Source organism: Microcystis sp. LE19-41.2A (assembly GCF_027530405.1).
GTDB lineage: Bacteria > Cyanobacteriota > Cyanobacteriia > Cyanobacteriales > Microcystaceae > Microcystis > Microcystis aeruginosa.
The window spans coordinates 1-17,485 of the sequence record NZ_JAPZQJ010000245.1; the positions used below are offsets into that span (position 1 = coordinate 1).

Consider the following 17,485-nt stretch of genomic DNA (forward strand, 5'->3'; position numbering starts at 1 on the left):
CAGGAATATTATCTCTTATCTTGACCAGATGGATTGACTTCCAGGGGTGACAAAACAAAGCGAGCAACTGGAACATCTCCCCCTAGATGTTAAGTCTGATTGCCCAGTCATTCTCAACAAGCACTGTTTATTGAGAATGACCGGGGGAACCCTGAAATTTTCGGCTTAGTTGGTGGCAGCTTGCCGCCAACTCACTCCTCTAGATAAGTATTTTGACTCACGCCCCTTCCTCTTTTGAGACGTTGTGACACTTAGGGTGCGGAATGTGGGTTTCAATTTGACAACGCCCAATTTCTTGATCAGACACGCTATAAACTAGGCGATGTTCTTTTGTAATGCGTCGTGACTATAATCCTGATAGTTCATGTTTTAATGCTTCTGGTTTTCCTAATCCAGAAAAAGGCTCTCTTTGAACATCTTTAATAAGGCTGACAATTTTAGCGTCAACTTTTTTATCTGCGATCACCCATTGGTTAAACTCATCAAAACTTCGGGTTAGAAAGGCGACTTTCCTGATAAGTTAGCAGCATCTACATAAATATAACTATCAGGATTTTTAAGAGATTCTCTTGCCTCTTGGAGATGTTGACGGTTAGCTTCTGTGGAAAGCAGATAGTCTGTTTCATCCATTTCAGCAGCTTCTTTAATCAATAAAATCGCTTCGACCACTGTTCCTTCTGGTAAGTCGAGGGGAGGTAAACTAAGTTGACCATTTTTGATGATTGTTTGGTATTTCAGTGCATTCATATAATTTTACTATTCTTGAGATTTTACTAATTATAGCAGTTTCAACGATAACTTGGCTCTTCTCGTTTCTGTATAGTCTTACCTCGTTGCCAGGGTATCCCTTGCAACGCATTTCCAGAGGTTCTAGCTTTTGTGTAACCCATCAGGGAAGGGAGGGATATCCTCCCCTTTCTCGTGCCAATGTAGAACCTTGGCACGAGACAAAAGGAATAGGATCAAGGTTATTTCTGTCCCTTTTTCTTATTTTTGCGGGACTTATTTTTTCTGACTATTCTTAGCAAGTTTCCGCCGCAAGCCGGTACCGAATCCGATAACGGTTACTAAACCTAACATGGCTAGAGGTTCAGATTCGGGTACGGGTACGGCTACGGTACTCACTATTAAATCATCAAAGGCAATATCAGAACTATCGTTAGGAGTCCCAAGTATTCCCAAAATCTCAAGAGTGCTTTGACCACTGGTTGCCGTGAATGTGAAATTACCCGAGCTATTGATCCCAAACTATTAATTTTTTGTTTTCGTTAGAGACGGTTTTATTACTAGGATTAATTACAAACTGACGACCACAATCTTTCCCCTTACGTTTTGGTTTGCCATTATGTGTAGAACCATTTTTGATGGTATGGCAAGAACCCCATTTAGGACAACGAAATATTGAAGCTTGTGAATCTTTACAACTCAGGCTAGATAAGCAAGAGAGCTACGCCACTACTATCGGATCACTACCGGCTGAGCTCACCGTCGAAGCCTGATCTCACGGCCGAAGCCTGTCTCCTGTCTCCTTTTGCACGACTACTTAACTTTTCGATAATCTAAGACAAGAGTGGATTAAAAGTCAAATTTCCTCCGAGAACCTCTGAGAGAGTAAAATTTCTCTTTTCGCTATTTAGTGGCTTACCGCTAGAATAATAGGACAAAAACGCTATATATAGCGTCTAGCCAGTAGAGGACAAGGATGAAATATTTAGAAGAATGGCGTGGTAGCGGGGTGGACGCGGAGTTAATCCATCTCAATGTCACCAGTTTAGCGGGGTTATCTCCCAGTGAATACCTACTCTACTCCCAAGAATTACCGCGACGCAATGATGGCAGGGTTAGGGATAGTATTCTCAAGCGTTATGAACATACCAGTCAAGGCGGTTGGTGGTGTTCAGGAATTGACTTATTAACTGGTAATTATGACCTTTGGGGCTGTTTTAAGCCCGATTTTCCCCGTTTAAGCTTCGATAAGGCTAAACCGATTAAGTACGAACATCCCCCCCAAACCCCTACGGGAGTCTTTGCTTTGCGGGTTCCCCTGAAAATTTGGCAAAGGATAGCCCAGTCTATCAGTATTAATATTTTAACTGAAGAAGTGGATAATAAGCAAGAGGATCTCGGTTTTTGGTCTTGGGTAATCAAACATCCAGAGATACCTATTTGTCTTACGGAAGGAGCGAAAAAAGCGGGGGCATTACTAACAGCAGGTTATGTGACAATTGCCTTACCCGGAATTCACAATGGTTATCGTACTCCCAAGGACGAATTAGGTAGAAGAATCGGCAAATCTCATCTAATTCCGCAGCTAGAAAAATTAGCTAATTCAGGACGAAAGATTTATCTAGTTTTTGATCAAGAAACTCAACCAAAGAACCAACAAGCGGTTAATTTAGCTTTACAGAGAATGGGTTATCTATTCAGTCAGGCTAACTGTCAGGTAAAGGTAGTTACTTGGGATGCTGCTGACGGTAAAGGGGTGGATGATTTACTAATCAATCGAGGGGAAGATTACTTCCAACAAGTCTATCAAAAAGCTACCTCTTGGGAAATTTGGAAGGCAGCGAGTTTAAATAGTTTAACTCTCCCACCTCATCTAGAGTTAAATAGCCGTTACTTGCCAGATATTGCCATCCCTACATCAGCGCAGTTAATGGCGATTAAATCGGCTAAAGGTACGGGGAAAACTGAGTTTTTAGCCAAGATAGTTAAACAGGCTATTGCCAATCAACAAAAAGTTTTAGTTATCGGTCATCGGGTGAAACTGGTGGAGGAGTTATGTCAACGCTTTGGTTTAAACTATATCAGTCAAGTTAGGGACAATCCTGCGGCACAAATTTACGGTTATGGTTTATGTATTGACTCTCTCCATCCCCAATCACAAGCTAAATTTCAAGCGGAAGATTGGCGAGAAGCTATCATTATTATCGATGAGATCGAACAGGTTCTATGGCATGGGTTAAATGGGGATACTTGTAAAACTAATCGTGTGGCAATTTTAAGATCCCTAAAGTCCCTGCTGCAAACTGTGGTCAGCAGTGGGGGCAAAGTCCTAGTTGCCGATGCTGATTTAAGTGATATTTCCCTAGAATACTTAACTTCTCTAGCGGCGATTAAACTAGAAAATTTTTTAATTAGTAACGATTGGAAACCTAATTATCAGGAAGCTTGGCGAGTTTATAACTACTCTGATAATACTCCCCAACAGCTAGTTAATGATTTAGTCAAACATATTAAAGAGGGAGGAAAACCTTTTGTTTGTCTGTCAGCACAAAAGTTAACCAGTAAATGGGGGACAATTACCCTAGAATCTTATCTAAGAAAGCAATTTCCCCAGAAGAAAATTTTGCGGATAGACTCAGAGTCATTGCAAGATTCTAGTCACGCTGCCTATGAGGCGATTGGCAATTTAAATCAATTGTTGCTTAACTATGATATAGTTCTAGCTAGTCCTGCGATCGAAACGGGAATTAGTATTGATATTCAGCAACACTTTACCTCGGTTTGGTGTTTAGCACAGGGGATTCAAACTCCCACTTCTATCGCTCAATTTTTAGGGAGAATTAGAGAGAATATTCCTCGTTATATTTGGTCAGCAGTGTACGGATTTAATCAGGTGGGCAATGGTTCCACTTCTATCCCCAAACTTCTCACCTCTGGACACCGACTAACGGAGGTTAATATTCGCTTATTACACCAGTCAGATTTAGAATCTCTGGAGGATTTAGATACAACTTTTCAAGCGGAATCTCTCCTCTGCTGGGCAAAAATGGCTGTGCGAGTAAATGCTTATATGCTTAATTATCGTCAGTCAATTCTAGGTATTTTACAAGCAGAAGGTCATAGAATTAAAGAACGGAATCAGGAAGAAGAACTAGAAATAAATAATCAGTTAACGGCAGCAATTGAGGAAATTAGGGAACATAATTATCGTTCTGAATGCGAGGAAATTGCCAGCGCAGACGAGATCACGGAATCAGAATATCGTTGGCTAAAAAAACAGTTAATTAAGTCAGTGAAAGAAAGGAGAATTATCAGGAAATATGACCTATACAAACGCTATGGAATCCCCGTCACACCGCAATTAGTGATTAAAGATGATCAGGGATGGTATCAAGAACTACGCCTACATTACTTTTTGACAATTGGGCGACAATTTTTGTGTGATCGAGATGCTTTAATTGCCCGTAAACTGATAGAATCAGGTCAGGGAAGTTTATTTATTCCCGATTTTAATGGTAGTCAATTAGGAGTGATTATCGGGACGTTAGAAGTGTTGGGAATTCCCGTATTATTAGCTAACCCTGAAAGAGAATTAACTAATCATGATGCCGATTTACAAAAAATGGCCGAAATCGCCATTAAAAACCGCAACGAGATTAAAACTATCACCAAGATTAACCTCTCTAATACTGCCCGTCCTCTGACGATTATTCGTAATTGTTTGAACTTGTTAGGTTATCAATTAACCAGCAAGGGCAGCCAGAGAATTGCTAAAAAATCTCTAAAAGTTTATCAGATTGTTGCCCCTCAGGATGGGAGAGAACAAGTGTTTCAACAATGGTTATTTAGAGACGAAAAATGTGCGGGAAGTTCTGAGATTTGGTATGAGGACTATCTCTTTTCTCTCACCCAGAAACCATCTCTAGGCGAATCAGAAAATGCTTATATTCAATTAAGTCTAGAATTTAGTCTAGCTATGGAGAAATTGCCTATTTAAGCGACTTTTTTCCCTAAAATGACCACATCAGCCAGAAAATCGTCTAGAGCGGCAATTTGGGGTAAATAACCCCATCGTTGAAAGCCGAATTTTTCAAAGAGACAAATACTGGCTTGATTGTGGGCAAAAATAATACAGATAAGATTAGATATACCCAATTGGGGACAGCGCTCCAAGGCATATTCTACTAATAATTTACCGATTCCACGACCTTGATAATCGGGGGCAATATATAAACTAACCTCTGCCGTTTTTTGGTAAGCGACACGACCATAAAACATCTGTAAACTCAGCCAACCCACCACCCGACCTTCGATCGCTATTACCCAGATGGGATACTGTTCAGGATCGTGCTTTTCAAACCATTCTCGCCGACTTTCGAGGGAAATAGGCTTTAAATCTGCGGTTGCCTTGCGAGTGGGAACAGCAGCATTATAAATCTCGATAATTGTTGGTAAATCTGTTTCTTTAGCCTCGCGAATAATCATAGAATATCAAGTAAGATGAAGTATAACCTAATTTTCCCTTGTCTCCTAACTTCTGAATTATGCTATATCTCTCAATCTTACTTTAAAATTGGGTTTGATAGCGGACGGTAAACTCATTCAAATTGTAATCGTAGGAGAAGCGGATAAAAGACTGGGAATTAACTCGATAGACGGTTTCCAAATTGGGAAGAATATTAAAATCCGTTGCTCCGATCGCATTACTAACCGCATTTTCCACATCATACACGACTCCTTGGGCTAAGAGGGGAATTGCCAACTGAACCACTCCAAATTGAATTAATTGTTCCGTATTTTTCCCCTGTAAACCATTAAAAACCGACAGCAATTGTTCCCCCAAAAGTCGAACGATTTCCCCTTGGCTGCGGGGGGGAGTGCTGGTTAATTTAACTAGGGGAGTATTAAGCAATCCCTCATCTTCACCTCTAGCAAAAGCCACTGCTTGTAAACAATTAGCAGCTTTTTGTAATTCTGTATCTGTATAGTTTTCCTCTAGGGGAAAAGGTGGACTATCGGGACGAATTTGGCACACTTCATTGATATTACGTCCTAAATTTGGTAGCAAGCGGTTTAATTCCCCTTCAACGCTGAGGGTGACATCAATCCTTTGAATGCGATTGAGGCTATCATCGGGAATTTCATTACTAGGAAAATCCCCCCCTGGACGGGAGATAGCAAAATCACGAGATTGAGAAAATTCGCTGAGAATTGTTCGCAGTTGAATATCAACAAAGGGATTAAAAAGTCCCAACCCGCGACTAGAATCGAAAACAATAACATTTTGATTGCGTCGGTTAAGAAGAAAACGCGTATCGATGTAACTAACCCGTCCTCGATCGAGATTAATCACTCCATTGGTTTGTAATTTCTCTAGTGGAGTGAGCGGACCGTTCAAGGTTAAAGCACCACTAAAATCAAATTGATACAAAGGTTCTTGTTCGATGGATAATCCCGCTAAAGACACTTGGAAATTATTTAAAACTGGAGTAATATTTGTCGTCTGAGGAATGTTGAGAGGCTGCAGCCAGCGACTCACCGGTTTATCCGTTTCTTGATTAATTTCTGGGGTGCGAGGAAGAAAAACTTTACCCCTAGAAAGACGCACATTCCCCCCGATAATTGGTTGCTGAATTGTTCCCGTTACCATGGCATTCCCAGCAATTAATCCCCGATAAAGGCCATTAATTGCTATATCTCCCTCTTGAATATTAACTGTTAAGGGATTAGGATTATTTTTGATGGCTTGAAAGAAAGGTAAAACTCCCACCACAGAAATTTGTCTGTCAGCGATCGAGCCTTGTAATTCCTCTACTGTTAAGTTTTCAGGGGTTAACCCAATGCGGCCATTTACGGTTAAAATCTCTGGAAAAGCAACACTGCGGATAGCGGCATTATTGAGAGTAACTATACCATTTGCTTCTAAATCTTTGATTTTTAAACCCTCTTTTATATCTAATCTTCCCGTCGCTGAAAGAACTACCTCTCCCTCACCGTTAACCCATTCGATGGCGTTTTGACTGATAGCTTCAATTAATTTGATTGCATCGGTTCCCAATTTTGCTTGGATTTTTAATTGATCATTACCCGGTAAGGGAGGATAGGGAATGCTGGCATAGAGTTGGATTGATTCGGAGGAGGTTGTCCGCAAATCAAAACGATACTGGTTATAGGTAAATAAACCAATTATATCTTGATTAATATTTTGGGCATTAATTGCACCGTCAATAAAGGCAAAATTACCCTGAATACGAGGATTTAATAAAGTTCCTGTAATTTGTCCTTGAGTTTTTAGACTACCGGACAAATCTAAGGGAAACTGCACAAAATTTCTCAAGAGATCGAGAGAAAGATTTTCCACGGCAAAACTTCCCTCTACTTTTTTTAGGGAAAAATCACCCGCTAAAAATACGGAAGAATCTCGTGATTTTAATCTAATCGGTTCTATCCTGAGCAACTGACGATTTAAGTTAAGATTAATTGTTACTTCATCAATAGGAATTAATTGGGTATCGGTGGTGACAATTCCCAGAGGGTTAACAATATTTACCGTCGGTCTTTGGGGTCGCCATTCCCATCTACTGCCCTGAAATTTTACGCTAAGATCGGGATTTTTTAAAGTCCCAGTTAAGGCTATATTTGCTTGATAACGGCCGCGAAAATCTAGTTCAGAAGGTATCCCGACTACCCCTCTTTCCCTTGCTAATTGCTGGATTATTTCTTCAATTTTTGCCCGCAAATTTACCTGTTGTGCTAGGGAAGCTTCGGGATTACCTACTCCTAGGGGACTAAGTTGAATAGCCTGGTTACTCTCGGAGGAGAAAAGGTTGATTAAACTGGTTAAATCATAGATACTAGCAACTGATAATAAATCTTGAATATAACCTTGATCTACCCTGAGTTTAGCTTCTATTTCCTGGGTTTGCCAATTAAATAAACCTTGCAGATTATATTGACTTGCACCCGCTTGTAAACTACCTTCTTGCAGTTGAACTATGGAATCCCGATAAACCAAATTTGCCGTTAATTTTTCCCCAATTAAGTTACCTAAACTAGGTCGGTTAATCTCTAGTTGTCCCTGTCCCTGTAAGTTAAATAAATTGATGTCTAGATTAGCATTCACTTGTCCAGCAATAATCCCCGGAACATTGTAGGCTGCCGTGGGAGATATTTTCAGGATTTCTAGGGGAAAATCGGCAATCTGAACATTTAAATTTTCTCCGCTTCGTTTAGCTGTGGCTAGAAAAGGAGTTTTATTTCCAAAAGCTTGGCGAATATTTATCCCTAAGGGAAGATAGGGCAGCAGACAATTATTTTGTTGACAAGGATCGAAAGTTAGGTCAATAATGTCCTGATTTCCCCGCAGATTTAAACTAATATTTTGACCGATTCCTGCTTGCATACTTCCTTTTAAGATAGGTTCAAAGGGTCGATCATTAATGCTAAAATTCGCTAAATTTATATCTCCTTTGATTTGTATATTTCCCACTTTTTGCCAAGCAGTTAAGAGATTTTTTCCCGTGATTTGTCCTTGAAATTCTCCGCTCCCTGTCAGTGTCGATTCTCTGGGTTTCAAACGAGGATCGATCGGTAAAAGCGATATAATCTGAGTTAGCGGTACAGTAGCAAGGTCGGTTTTTGCCTGTAGATTTAAGTTAACCTCAGCGATATCGGGTTGACTGATAAGATTAGCTAAAAGAATATTTCCTCGCACATTAAAGCTATTTTCTCCCCACTGTGCCGAAAGATTATTAACCTGAATTGGTGTTACTCCCTGCCAAATTTCTTTAATATTTCCCGCTAAATTGGCACTAAAATCTAAGTTAGGAATCGAGATTGATTTTATTCCTGGCAATTGCCCCATTAGGGCAGCGGGATCAAGATTAGCGGCAATAATATCACTTTGCCAGAAATTATTATTCAGTTGTGCCTTAGCTTTAATCTCTCCTTTAGCTACATTAATACGAGAGTTAAAAACTGCTTTGACACTGCCTAAGTTGAGTCGTTTTTCTAGCAGAGAGTCGAAAATAGTTTGGGCATTTCCTGTCGCTTGAAACTTCGTTTGGTCAATATTCAACGCTAGGGGAAGATTAGTCTGAAAATTCTCTAAGCTACTGAGAATATTAAAAATACCGTTGTTTAACTGAATATCAGTATTAATCGGATTATTATCCACTAACAACCGAGTATTTACCCTAGCATTGACGGTGGACAAATTAGGGATTTTTCCCGCTAACAATTCCTTGATTGCACCAGTGAAATTGACTTGGGTTTTCCCTAGACTAACAGGAATATTTATATTGGGTAAAAACGGATTTAAGTTAATGCCAGCCGTATTAACTATACCGCTTAAAATACCTTGTTCCAGTTGGGTTGTCGTTCTCAGGGATTGATTATTGACAAATAACTGTATATCCCCCTCTCCGCGCCAAGTTTGTAAATCCGTTAAAGTACCGCTAATCAGAGCATTTATTCTGCCAGCAAAGCTGATTTTTGCCCTGCCTAAACTAACGGGAACTGTTAAATTTTCCACTAGAGGATTGAGACTAATTCCCCCAGTGTTGACTGTTCCTGTCAGAAAACCTCGATTCAGTCTGGCTGTGGCAATTAAAGGATTATTATCTACTAATAACTCCATATTCCCTTGACCTTGCCAACTGCTGAAAATATTATTTTTATTATTTAGTAATTCTCCTAAATAACCTTGTAAATTAATTTGCGATCGCAGTAATTTAACCTGGGTTGGTAAGTTAGGCAATAGGGAATTAATCGGCAATCCCGCTAAGAAAGCGTTAGCCTGAAGATTTCCTTGCAATACTTGACTATTGACTGAAATTGTGCCTTGTTTACCGCTAATTCTTAAGTTAGCAACTCCGTTTAAAGTATTAATATTAAGTTGGTCAATTTTGCCACTAACTTGAATATTAGCTGTCTCTAAATTTAAGGGTTCTAAGGTTTCTAGGTAGGGGCAAATGCTATCTAAATATTGACAAACAAGAGGCACAAAAGGAGTCAATAAAAAGTTATTACCCGTGATTTTTCCCTGGACTAATTTGCTAGTAAAATCACCATTACCATTAACCTGTAGTTTGCCGCCATTTGTTTTAATGACCGTATCGGTTAAATTTATTTTGTTGCCCCCTAAAAATACTTTACCCTCCCCGGCAACATTGATTAATCCTGACTGATTAACCCTGGGTATTTGCCAATTAATTAATAATTGTGGCAGTCCTAAACTACCCCTAGCTTTAATATTAGCTTGCAGATCGTTTATATTAATTTTGGCGGGAATTGTTGCCAGTTGAGATAAAATTTTTCTCGTGGGAAAATTGGCTTGTAAATTCAAATCAATCGGCATTTTTGTCCCGTCAAGAGGTTGATTTTTTTGCAGGGATTGCAGAATATTTAACTGCAATTTTCCTTCTCCTTTAATTTCTCCACCTGCGACGGGTTTAATTTGAATTTTATCTAAATTAAGACGATTGAGATTTGTTTGAAAATTACTGGTTATTGATTGAATAGGAATTTGCTCAAAAATAATCGGTTTGCTGTTGCTAACGGTTCCTTTAATTAGAGGTTGATCTAGTTTTCCCGTCACTTGAAAAGTAGAGCGTGCTTCTCCCCGTAAATCTAGAGGTGATTGCAGATAAATAATTCTTAAAAGTTGTTGTAAATCCACCGATTCTAGAGCGACATTGAGATGATAACCAGTTTGCCAATTTACTTCTCCTCTCACCTCAGTTTTCATCTTGCCAATACTTGCGTTCGCCTGTTCAACTAATACTTTATCTCCCTGTAAATTTAACTTAGTTGTTAGCTTAATTGGATACTGAAAAGGTTGGAATTTCCCCGCTACATCCGTCACCTGAAAATTACCATTTCCTTCGGTTTGATTTAGCTTTGCCCAACTGGGAATATTGAGAGCAATATTGGCATTTACTTGTCCTTGATTTAATTGGAAATTGCGATTAGGAATTAAAGTTAATAGTTCACTTAAATTTAAACGATCAATCTGAAGATTAGTTTGACTTTCACCCGTTTTTAACGCCGTTTCTCCTTGAATTTTTACTTGACTTTTGAGGATTTCTGCGCTAAGATCGTAGGTGAGAGGTTGCCTTTGATTATCAAGAAATCTTCCTTGACCATCGGCTTTAATTTCTATCGGTTTTTTCAGGGTATAGGGTTGGATAGTAATAGCTGCCTTCTCCACCTGAACACCCAGATTTAACTTAATAGGTGCCTCCCGCTCAAAGTTACTAGATATTTTTTCTAAATTATCGAGCCATTGACCATTTTTATCCTGATCGAGATAAATACTGGGATTAATTAACTTGACATCAACCGGCAGCGGCAGACCTAAAAGTAAGGGCAGCGGATTTAATCCCAATTCGATCGCATCAATAGATAAACTATCAGCAGAATTGGCCGTAGCTGGAATTTCCGATTTACCGATACGGATGCGATTAAAATAAAAGCCCTCTATCTTACCTACCCTGACGGGTCTATGCAGCATTTCACTGAAGATATTATCTAAAATTGGGGTGAGACGTTCATAAACTAAATAACGAGTCGTAAAATAGCCAAGGGAGGTAATTCCTAGGAGAGTAATTCCCCCGACAATTAAAGTAGAAGGCCGGCGTAAAAATCGACCGATACTCAGAAAAAGATTAGGACGAGAAGAAGGATCGCCAGGGGAGTTACTCATAATTGTTTACCTCACACACACCAAAGAAAGGGCAACGGCTCACCAGAGCTAATAAACTATGATAATTCACCGCAGCACTGATAGCCCTCAATCGATTAATTGCCATTTTTTAGGCAATTATTGGGCTTAAATCCTGTGAGGAAGTCAAGGGATGCGGTCAATTAAAAGCCTCTCTCCCCATCTTAGCCTAAGACTCGAATGGCTGGCTAAAATTTTCAACAATCCGCCAAAATCTGCCTAGCTTCAACAGTCAACCGAATTAATATTGATCACCCCACCAGTTCAAGCAGAATATTGCTCGGATCAATAGGTTCGGAAATTGAAGATTGAGAGAAAACTTGTGCGGACAGACAACAATCCGGCGCAGTCTGGAACAACAACCAGAAGTATTCAGTCTTAGAATATTGGGACTAGCACGTCTATTTTTACTGCAAAAAGCGTCTTATAGATAAAGATTATGAAAGCCAGATTATCGATCGCCCTAACCGCCCTAATGACCTTGGGCATAACTGCCACACCAGCGGCCAACTTTGACGAACAGGACATCGAGCAGACCCAGGTAGTAGCGATCGCTCGTCCCTACGGAGGTAATAAATTTGACCTGCTAGTATTGGAACAAATTCCGGGAAAACAGAAGTGTTGGAGCGAAAGCGGCTCAAATCCCGTCATGATTGACCCGCTGCTCCTCAACTTTGACTTTACCGGCATTTGTCGCCGCGCCACTGATAGTAATGGTTATTCTATCCGTCTCGATGGCCGGGATTTTGGGCTAGATTACATCCTGCGTATTGTGGAACGCAATGGCGAATTATACTTAGTGGGAACTCCCCGGGATGCGCGCAGACCGGAATTAGTGGTGGGAAGAACCCGAGGAATGCAAACAGGATTTATGAAAATTATCCTCGAACCGGGTTGGAGATTTAGCCGTCGTACCTTTGAAGGCAAAAGTTTAGGCCACTTCTACTTTAGCGGCAAAGAAGCGGAAGTTCTCGCAGCCACCGGCAGACCTCCCCTCAGCGAAACCACTCCTCCCCCCAGTTCTGGGTCTAGTTTTCAGGATATTAGCGGCGATATCTATAAAACTGAGATTGAAAAAGCGATCGCGCTTGGGGTAGTGGCCGGTTTTAAAGAAGATAACACCTTCCGCCCCGAAAATCCCGTCACCAGGGAACAATTCGTCTCGATGATTATTGAAGGGATGGGAACTGTCACCAAAATTAACCTAGAAGAGATTCCCCCCGGCAGCGGCAGTTTTAACGACGTAGAAGCGACGCGCTGGAGTGCCAAAAAAATCCAATGGGCCCGGGCCAATGGTATTGTTGCCGGCAAAGCTAACGGCGAATTCCGTCCCACCGACCCCATCACCAGGGCCGAATTGATGGCGATTCTCAAACAGGCCGCCACCTACCTGAAAACTCAGCAAAAACAAGCCCCCGATTTAGCCCAAACTAAAACCCCCGTCAATTTTTCCGATACTTCCGGCCATTGGGCCGCCAGTTTAATTACCCAGATGTCGGGATTTTGCGGTGTGGCCTCTCCCTTGAACGAACGGGGTAGTTCTTTTGTACCAAACGATCCCGCCCGTCGTAACTACGCAGCAGCCGCCATCGTCCGTACCCTCGATTGTGTTAAAACCGCCAAAAAATAAGTAGGGTTTGCGGCAAAAAGTTTTTCTTAGGGTTAGATTGTGGGGTTTTACCCATTTTTAGGAGGTCAATTACCTAATTTTCAGGGCAAAAGTCCCCCAATTTTCCCCCCGCTCACTCCCAGTCCCGGAACTTTTTGATCTCAAAAAGGCCTAGGCACTCATGCAAAAGGAGGAATCAATAATCAGTCTTTAATAACCAGATTTAGTATGATTACTGGTCACTGATTACTGATCACTGATTACTGATTACTGATTACTGATTGTGGTTGTTAATTTTTACTTTAGGTATGCCGTCGGGTATTCTCGCTAGACTGGAAAATAATGCACCTCGGCTAGACAAAATCCTATGGTAAAGCTGCTCGAAAATCCTCTCCGAGTGGGATTGCGACAAGAAAGAACCCCAGAACCCCTAATTTTAGTCATTTTTGGGGCATCGGGAGACTTAACCCAAAGAAAACTGGTTCCTGCTCTCTATCAACTGAAACGGGAAAGACGACTACCGGCCGAATTAACCATCGTTGGTACAGCGCGCCGAGAGTGGAGTCATGATTATTTTCGCCAACAGATGCGCCAAGGCATCGAAGAATTTTCCGACGGGATTGGCAGTGAGGAATATTGGCAAGACTTCGCCCAAGGGTTGTACTATTTCCCCGGCAACATGGACGATCCGGAAAGTTACGCCAAAATGAAAGTTTTTCTGGAAGAATTAGACGGAATCCGGGGAACCCGTGGCAATCGAGTCTTTTATCTAGCGGTTTCTCCTAATTTCTTCCCTCCCGGTCTTAAAAACCTTGGCGCGGCTGGAATGCTGAAAGACCCAATTAAACACCGGTTAGTGATCGAAAAACCCTTTGGCAAAGATCTCAGTTCTGCCCAAGTTCTCAATCGAGTCGTACAAGAGGTTTGTCAGGAGAACCAAGTTTATCGCATTGACCACTATTTAGGCAAGGAAACCGTCCAAAACTTATTGGTGTTCCGATTTGCTAACGCTATCTTTGAACCCCTCTGGAATCGTCAATTTATCGATCACGTCCAGATTACCGTGGCCGAAACCGTGGGAGTGGAGGAGCGGGCCGGATATTACGAAAAATCGGGAGCTTTGCGCGATATGGTGCAAAATCACCTGATGCAGTTATTCTGCTTGACGGCCATGGAAGCGCCCAACGCTATTAACGCTGATAGTGTCCGCGGCGAAAAAGTCAAAGTCCTGCAAGCGACTCACCTGGCCGATATTAATAACCTGGAAAAATCCGCCATCCGCGGCCAGTATAAAGCCGGTTGGATGAAAGGAAAACCCATTCTGGGCTATCGGCAAGAACCGGGGGTTAATCCGGAATCGACCACCCCCACCTACGTGGCCATGAAATTAATGGTAGATAACTGGCGTTGGCAGGGTGTCCCTTTCTATCTGCGTACCGGTAAACGTCTGCCGAAAAAAGTTTCCGAGATTGCCATCCAATTCCGCCATGTGCCGTTATTAATCTTCCAATCGGCAGCCCAACAAACTAATGCAAATGTACTGAGTATGCGAATCCAGCCTAACGAAGGTATTGCCCTCCGTTTTGAGGCGAAAATGCCGGGGTCGGAATTACGCACGCGCACGGTAGAAATGGACTTTAGTTATGGTTCCTCCTTCGGTGTCACCAGTGCCGATGCCTATAATCGCCTACTTTTAGACGCTATGCTAGGAGATCAAACCCTATTTACCCGTTCTGACGAGGTAGAAGAAGCATGGCGCATCGTTACTCCCGCTCTCGCCGCTTGGGACGCTCCCGCCGATCCCGCCTCCGTACCCCAATACGAAGCGGGTACCTGGGAACCCACAGAAGCGGAATTTCTCCTTAACCGCGATGGCCGTCGTTGGCGAAGACTCTAAAACAGTGAACAGTGACCAGTAATCAGTGAGCAGTAAACAGTGAGCAGTAATCAGTAAACTAAAAACTCACATCTGATAACTGATAACTCACCTCTGATAACTGGTAACTGAATCACTGATAACTGATAAGTGGGTGGGTGAAATTAAATATAAGATGAACGTAGGTTGGGTTGAAGCATGAAACCCAACGCCCGCATGGGTTACGCTACCGCTAACCCATCCTACAAATAATTGTGCCTCCCTACTTAACTGGTAACTGATAACTGATAACTGATAACTGATAACTGACATGACCACCCAAAGCCCCCCCATTGTCTCCCTGCAAGCACCGAAAGATGTTTCCATCGATGTGATCGAGCAGGAACTGCGCGATATCTGGCAATCCTATAATGATAATGAGGATGGTATGGCCGCCACCCGGGCCACCACCTTTAGCTTTATTGTCTATGAACCCGATGCGGTACAGGAATTGTTAACCCTTCTCGGCTATTACACCGGCCCGATTGATGGTATTGCCGGTCCCCGGACTCACGCCGCGATCAAAGTCGCCCAGAAGGACCTAGAACTAGAAGTAACTGGGCTTTCTAGCGATGAATTTGTCGCTCGGTTAAGGGCGGCCTGGGAAGCGGAAAAAAACGCCGAGGACGGGGCTAATCATCGTCAATACGCCGCCGATTTGGATGCGATTGGGGTCGCAGATGCGATCGCTGCTTCCAATCCCTGTCGCATTATTACCCTCTGTCCCACCGCCGAGGCCGATGAAGGGGTGAAAGCCTCCGTTTCTGCCTATTGTCCCGTTAACAAACGTAGTCAGAATACTTTAGTTTGCTGTGAATACGTTACTTTAAGCGGTACAGCGGAAGCTTTGGAACGAATTGGCGGCATTATTTCCGAGTTAACTATTCCCAGTTTGCCCAAATTTCTCTGGTGGAAAGCCAGTCCCGACGGCGAATATGGACTATTTAAGCGTTTGGCCAGTCAATGTGATACGATTATCGTCGATTCCAGCACTTTTCGGGAACCGGAAACGGAACTGCTGCAGGTGGGGGATTTATTAGCAACAGATGTACCATTAGCTGACCTGAACTGGAGTCGTCTCGCCCCTTGGCAAGAACTAACCGCCGAGGCTTTTGATCCACCGGAGCGCCGGGATGCTATTCTGGAAGTCGATCGCATCACTATTGATTACGAAAAGGGCAATCCTTGCCAAGCTTTTATGTTCCTCGGTTGGATGGCCAGCCGGTTACAATGGCGACCGGTGGGATATAGTCACCGGTCGGGAGATTACGCTATTCATCGGATTAGCTTCCTCGGTCAGGACCAGCGTTTAATTGAGGCGGAATTAGCTGGTGTTCCCGTGGCCGATTGGGGTGAGGTACAAGGGGATCTGATTAGTATTAAACTCAGTTCTACTAATCTTCAGGCTGATTGTTGTACGGTAATTTGTTCGGGAACTACCGGCTGTATGCGGATGGAAGCTTCGGGAGGGGCCCAATCTTGCCGCGTTGAACAAGTGTCCCATCTGGAAGACCAAAAAACAGAAACTCTGCTAGGTAAACAGTTACAGCGTTGGGGCCAGGACGTGCTTTATCAAGAAAGCATGAAAGTCACTAGCGCTATCCTCAAATTATCCCAACCAGATTAACAAATTAGCAACAATAATCCCACCCACTTTGGAGAGACCTTGTTAACAAGGTCTCTCGATATTTATACGGCAGTCAGCACCTGATTAAAACCGATAATTATAAGTAGGTAGGCGTTAAAAATTATCAGACACCCCCCTTATCAAGGGGGGCAGGGGGGATCGAACCTAAAATCCATTTTTCATTTAATTATAACCAGCTACTTACCTTTTCAGAAAACAGGTTATCATAAAAACAGAGCTTTGCTTTCAAGGGGGCAATATGGTCGCAACCACTGAGAAACGCTACACAGTCGCAGAATACTTTCAACTAGAGGAAACTGCCACCGACAGACACGAGTATCGAGATGGAGAAATTATTATTATGACTGGGGGAACTCCTAACCATAATCGCATTGCGGGAAATTTTTATAGAAGATTTCCCTTAACTATCCAGAATCAAGCCTATGATATATTTATCACCGATCTACGCTTGGCAATACCCGCCTATAATATGTACACCTATCCCGATATTATGATCGTTAAGGGAGAACCAATTCTTGAAAGAGGACGCACCGATACGATTACCAATCCACAGGTTATTATCGAGGTTTTATCAAAATCTACTCAAGACTATAATCGGGGTGATAAGTTTAAATTTTATCGCTCTCTTAATAGTTTTGAAGAATATATTTTAATCGACCAATATGGTTATTATATAGAACAGTTTCATAAAAGAGGCGATCATTGGGAATTTCGGGATTATCACAGCCAAGAAGCGATTTTAACTTTGTTTTCTCTAGATTTTCAAATATCCCTGACAGATTTATATCAGCGGGTGGATTTTACCGCAATTGAAGTATCCTAATGACTCAACTATTTTTGCAGCAAAAGTCCTGGTATGATTAA

General features: G+C 42.0%; 10 protein-coding genes and 1 pseudogene. 5 read left to right on the forward strand and 6 right to left on the reverse strand.

Annotated elements, in window-relative coordinates; genetic code table 11:
- Window positions 1–217: 217 nt before the first annotated feature.
- The 4 genes and pseudogenes from O9290_RS10835 to O9290_RS28490 all read right to left on the reverse strand — a co-directional run bounded on the left by O9290_RS10835 (window position 218) and on the right by O9290_RS28490 (window position 1,429).
- Window positions 218–466: pseudogene (locus O9290_RS10835) on the reverse strand (Txe/YoeB family addiction module toxin).
- 29 nt (window positions 467–495) lie between these two features.
- On the reverse strand, window positions 496–747 hold the full coding sequence (locus tag O9290_RS10840; RefSeq protein ID WP_288024270.1) for a hypothetical protein: 252 nt from the start codon (window positions 745–747) through the stop codon (window positions 496–498).
- Between the two features lie 255 nt (window positions 748–1,002).
- Window positions 1,003–1,182 (reverse strand): PEP-CTERM sorting domain-containing protein, encoded by a 180-nt coding sequence (locus tag O9290_RS10845; protein ID WP_223212949.1) that lies wholly within the window; start codon window positions 1,180–1,182, stop codon window positions 1,003–1,005.
- 52 nt (window positions 1,183–1,234) lie between these two features.
- Window positions 1,235–1,429: an IS1/IS1595 family N-terminal zinc-binding domain-containing protein gene (locus tag O9290_RS28490; protein ID WP_423251347.1), complete on the reverse strand. Its 195-nt coding sequence runs from the start codon at window positions 1,427–1,429 to the stop codon at window positions 1,235–1,237.
- Window positions 1,430–1,702: 273 nt separating this feature from the next.
- Here O9290_RS28490 and O9290_RS10855 point away from each other — a divergent pair, with 273 nt between their 5' ends.
- The gene (locus O9290_RS10855) at window positions 1,703–4,723 is read left to right on the forward strand and encodes a plasmid replication protein, CyRepA1 family (protein WP_288057453.1); all 3,021 of its coding nucleotides are present in this window, start codon (window positions 1,703–1,705) and stop codon (window positions 4,721–4,723) included.
- Here O9290_RS10855 and O9290_RS10860 read toward each other — a convergent pair.
- A complete protein-coding gene (locus tag O9290_RS10860) occupies window positions 4,720–5,211 on the reverse strand; it encodes a GNAT family N-acetyltransferase (protein ID WP_002757157.1) in 492 nt (163 codons plus the stop codon). The genes O9290_RS10855 and O9290_RS10860 overlap by 4 nt on opposite strands.
- 82 nt (window positions 5,212–5,293) lie before the next feature.
- Window positions 5,294–11,431, reverse strand: a complete 6,138-nt coding sequence (locus O9290_RS10865; protein WP_288057456.1) for a translocation/assembly module TamB domain-containing protein — start codon at window positions 11,429–11,431, stop codon at window positions 5,294–5,296.
- Window positions 11,432–11,888: 457 nt separating this feature from the next.
- On the opposite strand from O9290_RS10865, the gene O9290_RS10870 reads away from it, so the two are divergent.
- The 4 genes from O9290_RS10870 (at window position 11,889) to O9290_RS10885 (ending at window position 17,444) form a co-directional block, all read left to right on the forward strand.
- Window positions 11,889–13,079, forward strand: a complete 1,191-nt coding sequence (locus tag O9290_RS10870) for a DUF3747 domain-containing protein (protein ID WP_002757153.1) — start codon at window positions 11,889–11,891, stop codon at window positions 13,077–13,079.
- Window positions 13,080–13,425: 346 nt separating this feature from the next.
- Window positions 13,426–14,955 (forward strand): glucose-6-phosphate dehydrogenase, encoded by a 1,530-nt coding sequence (gene zwf / locus O9290_RS10875; protein ID WP_002736082.1) that lies wholly within the window; start codon window positions 13,426–13,428, stop codon window positions 14,953–14,955.
- Window positions 14,956–15,244: 289 nt separating this feature from the next.
- Window positions 15,245–16,600 (forward strand): glucose-6-phosphate dehydrogenase assembly protein OpcA, encoded by a 1,356-nt coding sequence (gene opcA, locus O9290_RS10880; RefSeq protein ID WP_288057459.1) that lies wholly within the window; start codon window positions 15,245–15,247, stop codon window positions 16,598–16,600.
- 259 nt (window positions 16,601–16,859) lie between these two features.
- Window positions 16,860–17,444, forward strand: coding sequence for a Uma2 family endonuclease (locus O9290_RS10885; protein ID WP_288057460.1), 585 nt, complete (start codon window positions 16,860–16,862; stop codon window positions 17,442–17,444).
- Window positions 17,445–17,485 lie beyond the last annotated feature (41 nt).

Coding starts and splice junctions, on each gene's coding strand:
- O9290_RS10865 (WP_288057456.1), bottom strand. CDS start 11,431: ATGAGTAACTCCCCTGGCGATCCTTCTTCTCGTCCTAATCTTTTTCTG.
- O9290_RS10860 (WP_002757157.1), bottom strand. CDS start 5,211: ATGATTATTCGCGAGGCTAAAGAAACAGATTTACCAACAATTATCGAG.
- zwf (WP_002736082.1), top strand. CDS start 13,426: ATGGTAAAGCTGCTCGAAAATCCTCTCCGAGTGGGATTGCGACAAGAA.
- O9290_RS10885 (WP_288057460.1), top strand. CDS start 16,860: ATGGTCGCAACCACTGAGAAACGCTACACAGTCGCAGAATACTTTCAA.
- O9290_RS10870 (WP_002757153.1), top strand. CDS start 11,889: ATGAAAGCCAGATTATCGATCGCCCTAACCGCCCTAATGACCTTGGGC.
- O9290_RS10855 (WP_288057453.1), top strand. CDS start 1,703: ATGAAATATTTAGAAGAATGGCGTGGTAGCGGGGTGGACGCGGAGTTA.
- opcA (WP_288057459.1), top strand. CDS start 15,245: ATGACCACCCAAAGCCCCCCCATTGTCTCCCTGCAAGCACCGAAAGAT.
- O9290_RS10840 (WP_288024270.1), bottom strand. CDS start 747: ATGAATGCACTGAAATACCAAACAATCATCAAAAATGGTCAACTTAGT.